We start from the raw sequence: 9,316 nt of genomic DNA, 5'->3' as shown, positions 1-9,316 counted from the left end.
GTCTGCCGGTGTACCTCACCACCTCGGATCCCGCCGCGCACCTGAGTGAGACCCTGGCAGGTAGCCTGCATCATCTGGAGGTGAGCCGCATCGACCCCCACGCCGAGACCGAGCGTTACCGCGCCCAGGTGCTGGCCACCAAGGGGGCTGTGCTGGACGAGCAGGGGAGGGCACTGCTGGAGGAGGACTTGCGCTCCCCCTGTACCGAGGAGATCGCCGTGTTTCAGGCCTTTTCCCGCATCATTCGCGAGGCGGGCAAGCGCTTCGTGGTGATGGATACCGCCCCCACCGGCCACACCCTGCTGCTGCTTGACGCCACCGGCGCCTACCACAGGGAGATCGCTCGTCAGATGGGAAACAAGGGGCTGCACTTCACCACCCCCATGATGCAGTTGCAGGATCCCAAGCAGACCAAGGTGTTGATTGTGACGCTGCCCGAGCCGACGCCGGTACAGGAGGCGGCCAATCTGCAGGCCGATCTGCGCCGGGCCGGCATCGAGCCCTGGGGCTGGCTCATCAACCACAGCTTGCAGCAAGCCGCGGTCAGCTCACCGCTGCTGCAACTGCGGGCCGAGCGCCAGTTGCCCCATATCGAAGCGGTCGAGCAGCAACACGCCAGCCGCTACGCCGTGGTGCCGCTGCTCGCCGAGGAGCCGGTGGGGCCAGATGCCCTGCGCCGTCTCTGCCAGCACCATTGAGTCGCCGCCCCGGCCTGCTGCCGGGGCGGCTTGAATATGCCGTTACTTGTTATAAACCCGTGTTTTGAACCAATAGAAGATGCGGGATTGCGCCGCATCGGGAGCTGTGATGTCTGCAACATGTGATGCCAAGGCGGTGCCTGCCATCGGCTTTTTTGAACGTTATCTGACCGCCTGGGTTGCCCTCTGTATTGTGGTGGGGATTGGTCTGGGGCAGGGGTTGCCGGATCTGTTCAAGGCGATCGGCGCCATGGAGGTGGCCAAGGTCAACTTGCCGGTGGGGCTGCTGATCTGGGTGATGATCATCCCCATGCTGCTCAAGATCGACTTTGGCGCCCTGCATCAGGTGAAGGGTCACCTCAAGGGGATTGGGGTCACCCTCTTTATCAACTGGCTGGTCAAGCCGTTCTCGATGGCCTTCCTTGGCTGGCTCTTTATCCGCGTGCTGTTTGCCGACTGGCTGCCGGCAGATCAGCTCGACAGCTATGTGGCGGGTCTGATCCTGCTGGCGGCAGCCCCCTGCACCGCCATGGTGTTTGTCTGGAGTCGCCTCACCAACGGCGATCCCTACTTCACCCTGTCACAGGTGGCGGTGAACGACCTCATCATGGTGTTTGCCTTCGCCCCGCTGGTGGCGCTGCTGCTCGGGGTCTCCAGCATAGTAGTGCCGTGGGATACCCTGCTTACCTCTGTGGTGCTCTATATCGTCATTCCGGTCATCATCGCCCAGCTGCTGCGCAAGGCCTTGCTGAAAAAGGGAGAGTCCCATTTTGACGGCGTCATGACCCGCATCCAGCCCTGGTCGGTGGCGGCCCTGCTGCTCACTCTGGTGCTGCTGTTCGCCTTTCAGGGCAACGCCATCATCGAGCAGCCGCTGGTTATCGCCCTCTTGGCGGTGCCGATCCTGATCCAGGTGCTGTTCAACTCAGGATTGGCTTACTGGCTCAACCGCAAGGTGGGGGAGAAGCACTCGGTCGCCTGTCCTTCCGCCCTGATCGGTGCCTCCAACTTCTTCGAGCTGGCGGTGGCCGCCGCCATCAGCCTGTTCGGCTTTCACTCCGGCGCGGCGCTCGCCACCGTGGTCGGGGTGCTGATCGAGGTGCCGGTCATGCTGCTGGTGGTGAGGGTGGTTAACGCCAGCAAATCCTGGTACGAAGCGGGACTGAACCGTTAACTGATGGCCGCGAACTGATGCTATCCATTTTCTATTCACTTGAGTCATGAGAGACACGCAAATGAGTGCAATCACCATCTATCACAACCCGGAATGTGGTACCTCCCGCAATACCCTGGAGCTGATCCGCAACAGCGGCGTCGAGCCCACTGTCATCCACTATCTGGAGACGCCCCCCTCCCGTGACCAGCTGGTGGCACTGATCGCCGCCATGGGTATGCTGGTGCGCGATCTGCTGCGCAAGAACGTGCCCCCCTACGAGGCGCTCGGGCTGGCGGAAGATCGTTTCAGCGATGATGAACTGATCGATGCCATGCTGGCCCACCCCATCCTCATCAACCGGCCTATCGTGGTCACGCCCCTCGGCACCAAACTGTGCCGCCCGTCGGAAGTGGTGCTCGATATATTGCCCGATCAGCAAAAAGGGGCCTTCGCCAAGGAGGATGGCGAGCAGGTGGTGGATGCGAGCGGCAAGCGCCTCAAGTAATCATCTGAACGCTCAGGTACGGATTGAAACAGGGCCAGCTTCACGCTGGCCCTGTTTCGTTGTGTGAACAAGTTGAAAAAGTTACTGCGGCCAATCGTTTTACCGCTTTTTATGTGACGATGATCACTGTACCATCGCCGCCCGACCTGCCACCCGGCCGCATCTCCCCCTGCGACGGCGCTGGCGTCACCCGATACATGCTGTCACCCGGAACGTGAATGACCCCAGGATGGGACCCGCCACTAACCTGTAGGTTTGTGGTCTGCGTGTCGCGTGGGTCGGCACCTCTCCCGCCGGATCTCCCGCGACGCCTGTCTGCAGACTTGCCATATGAAACTCCTCTCTTCATAGGTGCAAGATGACACTGTTATTGAGTCTGGTCGGTATGCTGGCCCTGATGTTTATCGCCTGGCTGGCGAGTGAAAACCGCCGAGCCATCCGCTGGCGAACCGTGTTGGGTGCGCTCGCCCTGCAAACCGGTTTTGCCGCTCTAGTGCTCTATTTCCCCCCCGGACAAATCATGCTCGGTGCCATGAGCAATGGCGTCTCCGCCCTGCTCGGCTTTGCCGACAGCGGCATCCGTTTCGTGTTTGGCGATCTCGCCAGCAACGGCTTTATTTTCGCCGTGCGGGTGCTGCCGCTGGTGATCTTTATCAGCGCGCTGATCGCCGTGCTCTACCACTTCGGCATCATGCAGTGGGTGATCCGGGTATTGGGCGGCGCCATCCATCGCCTGCTCGGCACCAGCCGCGCCGAATCCCTGGTGGCCACCGGCAATATCTTCCTGTCGCAAGGGGAGTCGCCGCTGCTTATTCGTCCCTTCCTCGCTGGTATGACCCGTTCCGAACTCTTTGCGGTGATGACCTGCGGCATGGCCTCGGTGGCGGGCTCGGTGCTGGGCGGTTACGCAGGTCTGGGTGTGGATCTGAAATACCTCATCGCCGCCTCCTTTATGGCGGCGCCGGGTGGCTTGCTGATGGCCAAACTGCTGGTGCCGGAGCAGCAGCAGGTGAGCGATCAGACCGAGATCACCCTCGACAAGAGCGATTACAGCAACGCCATCGATGCACTGGCGGGCGGTGCCATGGGCGGCATGAAGATCGCTGTGGCTATCGGCACCATACTGCTGGCCTTTGTCAGCGTCATCACCATGATCAACGCCGGTCTCACCACCGTCGGCGAGTGGTTCGGTGTGGCCGGACTCTCCTTGCAGCAGCTGCTGGGTTATCTGTTTGCCCCGGTGGCCTGGCTGATTGGTGTGCCCGCCAGCGAGATGATGGCGGCAGGATCCCTGATTGGTCAGAAGGTGATCATGAACGAGTTCGTTGCCTATCTGGACTTTGCCAATATCAAGGCAGATCTGAGCGCCCACACCCAGATCATCATCACCTTCGCCCTCTGCGGTTTCGCCAATCTGGGCTCCATTGCGGTGCAGCTCGGCTCCATCGGCACCATGGCGCCGGAGCGCCGTCACGATGTGGCCAATATGGGCTTCAAGGCAGTGTTGGCGGCGACCCTCGCCAACCTGATGAGCGCCACCCTGGCCGGGATCTTTGTCTCCCTCTGATGAGATAAAACGAGGTTGCGCCAGTAAAAAAGCGCCCGCCCCATCTGGGGCGGGCGCTTTACTTTATGGGCAGGGTGCTAGCGAGCGTTCGCTTCCCCCAGTCGTGGGTTGAGGGAGAGGATCCGGGTCTTGCTGACCCGGTGGCGATAGATCTCCCGCAGATAGAGCAGCGCCTTTCTCACCGATTCGCGGCTGAGGCGAATATCGTTGATGGAGACGAACTTCTCTTTCTCGCGGATAAGCTCCCGATATTTCTTCTCATACATGGGCTTGATGGCGTACCAGTTGGTATCGAGGATCTTGGCCGGGTTCTCGAACTCGTTGAGCATGCTGTCGAGCAGCGCATCGTTCCACTCCTCATTGCAGATCATCTCGATCACCGCCTTGTCCAGATGCTCATCGAAGCGATAGTGATCCTTGGCAAAGCAGCGCTTGATAAAGGCCACGATCAGGGTCAGGAAGTCATCGCTCAGGCAGGGGCTCTTGACGATCAGGGTGGTGAGGGAGATGTTCGCCGACGCACCTATGACCAGCGCATAGCGCTTGAGGGTGGTATTGGGGAAGAGCCCGTTGAGGTGAGACTTGAGCCGGTTGAGATCCATATAGGAGAGCTTGTACTCCTTGGGCAGGGAGATGATCGACACCACCGATGAGCAGTTCTTGAAGAAGTGCAGCTCGTTGAGGTGGGCCGGGTCATGGCCGCTTTTCACATAGTCGTCCAGATACTCCCGATAGTTGCCCGCCTCGATGGGCAGCAGACTGATCCCCTCGATGGCCTGGGTCATCTTGTTGAAGTGGGGCAGCTCGATGGAACGGGTGAAGAGATCGTCCACATTGAGCCCGTCCTCCTTGTCAAACAGGCCGCCGGGGGGCGAGATGGACTCGGCATACGCCACCGCCACCGGCCCCGCCAGACTCATAAAGAGGTCGTTGGCATCGAGCCGAATGGTCTCGCTGATATCGATGCCCGCCCGGCGAAAGTAGTTCTCGTCGTAGTCGGTAGTGACGGCCTGGGCGGTGAGGATGTTGAAGATCTGCTGGGAGATGTACTGGTTGGCGTACTTCTCCATGGTATTGACGTCAACGTGCTGGATCTCGCCATCGTCGCTCTCTTCGGCGTAGCGCATGATGTCGTTGGAGATCAGCATCATGGCATTCCAGGGCCTGATCCGTTTGAGCATGCTGGCATCGCACGCCTGCTCGTTGTCGAAGTGATAGGAGAAGTCCCACTCCTCGGCCAGGTACTTGCACAGCAGGCGCCCTGCGTTGATGTGCAGCGCTTCCGAGATCTCGATACCCCGATCACAGATATTGGGCAGGATGCAGATGCCGCTGGTGAAGATGGGATCGAACATGAAGTGCTCGCCGAGGGAGAGGTGCTCCTCCTCTTCTGACGGGGGTGAAAAGGTCTTGCTCATGTAGGAGTACTGCTGGGCCAGCCCGAACTCGGAGGCCATCCCGGAGCCGGTACCGCCCCCGGCACTGAAGATGTAGAAGTAGAGGCGGGACTGGTTGGCCTTGATGCCGCAGGAGTCCACCAGATAGGTATGAATGGCCTGCCACTCGGAGTTGGCGAAGTAGTGGGGGCTCTTGTTGAGGATGATCTTGGCCAGATACTGGCCAAGGATAGGGGCGTTACCCGCGCCGCCCGCGTGGATCTCCGACAAGTCCATCACCCGCATCTTGGCGTAGTCACGCAAGGAGCCACCTTCGCCGCTGCGATTGGAGTGGCGGATGCGGCCATCGATGTCCTTGTCCAGATCCCCCAGCATCACCATGGGCTCGATCAGAAAGACTGGCCGGGCCCCGTTGTTTGGCAGCCGCAGGTTGCGCCGGATCCAGCTCACCGGACCAAACTCCTTCTCCCGCTTGCGTTGCTCTTCACTGTTGAACTCATTGAGATAAAAGCTGCGGGCGTTGTAGACCAGCGAGGCCACATCCTGCGCGATGTTGGAGCCGCAGCGCCCCAGCCCCACCAGACAGACGGACGGAAAGTTGTGGGGCACGGCGGCGCCCGTTTCGCTCTCTCCGATGGCGGCGGGAAACACCGCGTGGCGCAGCTGTTCCAGATTGGCGAGAATGCGGGCCAGATCCCCTTCGGTGTAGTAGAGGTAACGGTTGCCTGCGTCCTGCTCATCATCCGTGTTGATAGGTAGCAGATCGATATGCTCGGTCATGAAAAAAGATCCCTCTTGGCGGCGAATGTATATAAATCAGCAGCTTTTGGACTGCCCGGTAACTCTAGATGATAAAAAGCGGGGGCGTGGTGAGAGGGCGGTGAGAGTTGTGAGTGTGTGATCATGGGCACAGCAACAAGCCGGAAATCTGCCGGTACACCTCACCGGGCGATGGTGCATCATTCTCCTGCAAAGGGTGGCCACCACGTTCAATACCAGGTTGGCCAACGCGCCGTCAGCCGCTCTTTACGCGTTCATACAAGGAGACAACCGCAGGATCAGGAAGAGTGGTGCCGCGCCCAGGCGAGGGTTGAGGTAGCGAACGCTCTCTATCGGCTACCCGTTATCTACCACCGATAAAAAAACCACCGACCTTTTGCAGGGAGGTGGTTTTTTTATGGATTGCTGCCGATTGGCTGCCCTTACTTCCGGGCCGATCAATGGGATCAAATCCAGGGGCGTAGGGACGCGACTACTTCGAATGGGTGACAGGCTTTTCGGAGAGCAACTCGTTGACGAGCCCAACGGCTAAATGAATATTCGACTCCATCTTGTCGCCGTCCACCGCATTCGCTTTCCACGATTCGGGGGCTTCGGGGTGTGGCCCGGAAACCGCCACCTTGCCTTTGCCATATGAGCTGATCAGCGCGGCAATCTGATGGTTTTGAAAATGGGCGATGACCTTGATCTTCTCGGGGCTTGGCACCGGCGTAAATTGCGGGCCGGCCTGGTAATACATCTGGCGCTCTTCACCAAGCCAGGTGATCGGGAAGATCCTGGCGCTAAAGTCGCCGTCATAATCATCGGATGTGGCAGGAACAAGGCCCAGCGCCGGCACAAAGCCTTCGTCCTCAGACCAGCCGCTGGATGCCACAAATGCACCCCCACAGATCCCGAGGTAGTGGCCACCGCTTAGCAAATAAGTTTTTAATGCCGAGCGAGCGTCCGCGGTGAAGGCATTGCGCAGCGGCTCAACATCGTCCTCAGTACCGCCAACGATAAATACCCTGGCATTATCGAGCTCTGCAGGCAGCGCCTGGATATTGGAGAGATTCCTCACTGGCAAGCCCACCTGCCTGACCACATCTGCAATCGCTTTGGTGCTATCCCCATCAGAAACCGGCCCGTTATAGATCAGTGCGTACGGCTCTTGCTGCGGCTGCGCGGAGGCGGCCTCTGCCATGCATCCTGTCATTAACCAAAGGCTGATAACGCTCGCAATCTGCACGACGCTTTTTGGTACATTCATCGCTGCCACTATCCCTGTGATATGAACCGAAGAGACTACTTATCACGATCCTGTTCTGCATGTCAGCCGCTGTTAAATGAACATTTCAAGTTAACGTGCCAAGGCTGATTGGCGCTGCGTTCAGCTAACAGCGAGTCAATACAGTGGGCGCACTTCACCTTCACTTCACCGAGCGGAGGTAGGGTAGGCTCACGTTTTCAGTTGGAGCTTTATTCTATGCCCACCATAGTTACCCACGCTGCCGTCCCTCTCTGCCTTGGACTGGGGCTTGGCAGCCGGATTATCCCGCCCCGCCTGCTGTTGGCCGGGGTTGCCATCGCCATGCTGCCTGATGCCGATGTGCTCGCCTCTAAACTGGGGGTCGCCTACGGCCATGTCTTTGGCCACCGCGGCTTTACCCACTCCTTGCTATTCGCCTTTGCCCTGCCCATTCTGGCCATGCTGTTTCACCGCCAATTTCGGGCCAGCGCTGCCACCGTCTGGTCGTTTCTGCTGGTGTCGCTGCTCTCTCACAGCCTGCTCGATTCCCTCACCACCGGCGGCAAGGGGGTTGGCTGGCTCTGGCCGTGGCGGGATGAGCGCTTCTTCGCCCCCTGGCAGGTGATCCGGGTTGCCCCCTTCAAGCTGGAGGCTTATCTCACTGCCCGAGGTGAAGCGGTGATCCTCTCCGAGCTCTACTGGGTCTGGCTGCCGGGAGGTCTATTGATGCTGGTGTTGATGGGATGGCGGGTGTGGAAAAAAGAGAGGTAGTGGGGGGGAAATTGTTATTGGATAAATTGTGGCTGAGTAACAAATCAGACCTTGGACACCCATCTCTGTGATTCTGGCTATGTGACGCCTTGCTCAGAAAGGTGGTGTCCTGATTTCCCTCGGGAAATAAATTATCGTTTCCACGGGTACTTTGGTAGGCACGCCCCGCCATCAGTGCATATTGTATGTTACTATCAATTTTATTTTTCTCCAAAAATCTGATTGCAAGGGCAATGTTTAGCATCGTACCCTTCTCGTTTGCAATAATTTAAACAAGCGTCAATATCTGGTTGGCGTTTAAATGAATCATCACTACTCCAATTCCCCTTTCCATCGTGGAACATGACTGAGCAATCACCTGTATAAACTGGTTTTCTCAGAATGCCATTCAATTCAGGTTGATTGATATCTCTATTCATTTCCTTCATTACCACTGGATTGATTGGGGATTCATCCAGTAGAACTTTCTCATTAGACTTGGTGGTTATCACTAAATTTATACTATCTAATTCGATGGGAAGTTCTTCCAGCGAAATACGTTGCCATACTTTACTATGGAATTTAAAAATAACATAAGGGGGATTAGGCCTACCCCATTTATTGTAAGAAAGGCATGATGTGGTTGTTGATATAATATATGGCACCCTATTTAATATGTGAAGGGCAAGTGGAGTGAAATTTGCTCTCTTGATATCATCCCCATACTCATTCTTCCATGAAATATATTCATTAGTATTAGGTATGGTAAATGAAATCGTTTGCTCCTTTATGGGAGGAGATTGCCCTAGTTCACGACGACCACCATAACTCTGTGATCTATCTACCATGATCTTGCTACCATCGTGCAGCACGACCTCTTCCTGCCAACTCACAATGTCAGAGGAAGTGCAAGATAGGATGATGCTAAATAAAATAGCGAGTGGCATCATCCAACGCCAAAAAAATTTTTTAACATTCATTTTCGTCCCCGACACACATCAGAGTAGTTGCTTTAGCGCTCTTTATTTTGTGTTGAATGAGCATATTCGTAATCAATCTCACCACATGATCAACCGCGTGTTGCGGGAGCTGTTTAGGCCCCCCCCCCTTTTTTGTGTGCTGACTATACAGCGTCTTGCTCAGAGAGGTGGTGTCCTGATTTCCCTCGGGAAATAAATTATCGTTTCCACGGGTACTTTGGTAGGCACGCCCCGCCATCAGTGCATATTGTATGT

General features: G+C 57.2%; 9 protein-coding genes. 5 read left to right on the top strand and 4 right to left on the bottom strand.

What is annotated here, in order from left to right:
* From DBR30_RS11475 to DBR30_RS11460, 4 genes are all read left to right on the top strand, one after another.
* Window positions 1–698 (top strand): ArsA-related P-loop ATPase (locus DBR30_RS11475; RefSeq protein ID WP_308813272.1); only part of this gene is annotated, 698 nt, incomplete at its 5' end.
* A 109-nt stretch (window positions 699–807) separates the two neighbouring features.
* A complete protein-coding gene (gene arsB, locus DBR30_RS11470) occupies window positions 808–1,872 on the top strand; it encodes an ACR3 family arsenite efflux transporter (protein ID WP_108541694.1) in 1,065 nt (354 codons plus the stop codon).
* A 61-nt stretch (window positions 1,873–1,933) separates the two neighbouring features.
* Window positions 1,934–2,359, top strand: a complete 426-nt coding sequence (gene arsC, locus DBR30_RS11465) for a glutaredoxin-dependent arsenate reductase (RefSeq protein ID WP_108541693.1) — start codon at window positions 1,934–1,936, stop codon at window positions 2,357–2,359.
* A 358-nt stretch (window positions 2,360–2,717) separates the two neighbouring features.
* Entirely contained in the window at window positions 2,718–3,926 is a 1,209-nt protein-coding gene (locus DBR30_RS11460; RefSeq protein WP_108541692.1) for a NupC/NupG family nucleoside CNT transporter, read from the top strand.
* A gap of 77 nt (window positions 3,927–4,003) precedes the next feature.
* Here the strand turns inward: DBR30_RS11460 and DBR30_RS11455 are convergent, their stop codons facing one another.
* Both DBR30_RS11455 and DBR30_RS11450 read right to left on the bottom strand, forming a co-directional pair.
* On the bottom strand, window positions 4,004–6,103 hold the full coding sequence (locus tag DBR30_RS11455; RefSeq protein ID WP_108541691.1) for a hypothetical protein: 2,100 nt from the start codon (window positions 6,101–6,103) through the stop codon (window positions 4,004–4,006).
* A 472-nt stretch (window positions 6,104–6,575) separates the two neighbouring features.
* Complete coding sequence (locus DBR30_RS11450; RefSeq protein WP_108541690.1) at window positions 6,576–7,352, bottom strand: BPL-N domain-containing protein; 777 nt, start codon at window positions 7,350–7,352, stop codon at window positions 6,576–6,578.
* 216 nt (window positions 7,353–7,568) lie between these two features.
* On the opposite strand from DBR30_RS11450, the gene DBR30_RS11445 reads away from it, so the two are divergent.
* Window positions 7,569–8,102, top strand: a complete 534-nt coding sequence (locus DBR30_RS11445) for a metal-dependent hydrolase (RefSeq protein WP_108541689.1) — start codon at window positions 7,569–7,571, stop codon at window positions 8,100–8,102.
* A gap of 200 nt (window positions 8,103–8,302) precedes the next feature.
* Here DBR30_RS11445 and DBR30_RS11440 read toward each other — a convergent pair whose 3' ends face one another.
* Both DBR30_RS11440 and DBR30_RS21370 read right to left on the bottom strand, forming a co-directional pair.
* On the bottom strand, window positions 8,303–9,061 hold the full coding sequence (locus tag DBR30_RS11440) for a hypothetical protein (RefSeq protein WP_108588354.1): 759 nt from the start codon (window positions 9,059–9,061) through the stop codon (window positions 8,303–8,305).
* On the bottom strand, window positions 9,051–9,316 hold a 266-nt coding region (locus DBR30_RS21370), incomplete at its 5' end, for a hypothetical protein (protein ID WP_219927565.1). The genes DBR30_RS11440 and DBR30_RS21370, both read right to left, overlap by 11 nt.

It is taken from the genome of Aeromonas sp. HMWF017 (genome assembly GCF_003061465.1).
Taxonomy (GTDB): domain Bacteria; phylum Pseudomonadota; class Gammaproteobacteria; order Enterobacterales; family Aeromonadaceae; genus Aeromonas; species Aeromonas veronii.
The sequence above is the reverse complement of the archived record's forward strand: the minus strand, read 5'-3'. Positions and strand labels throughout refer to the sequence as shown.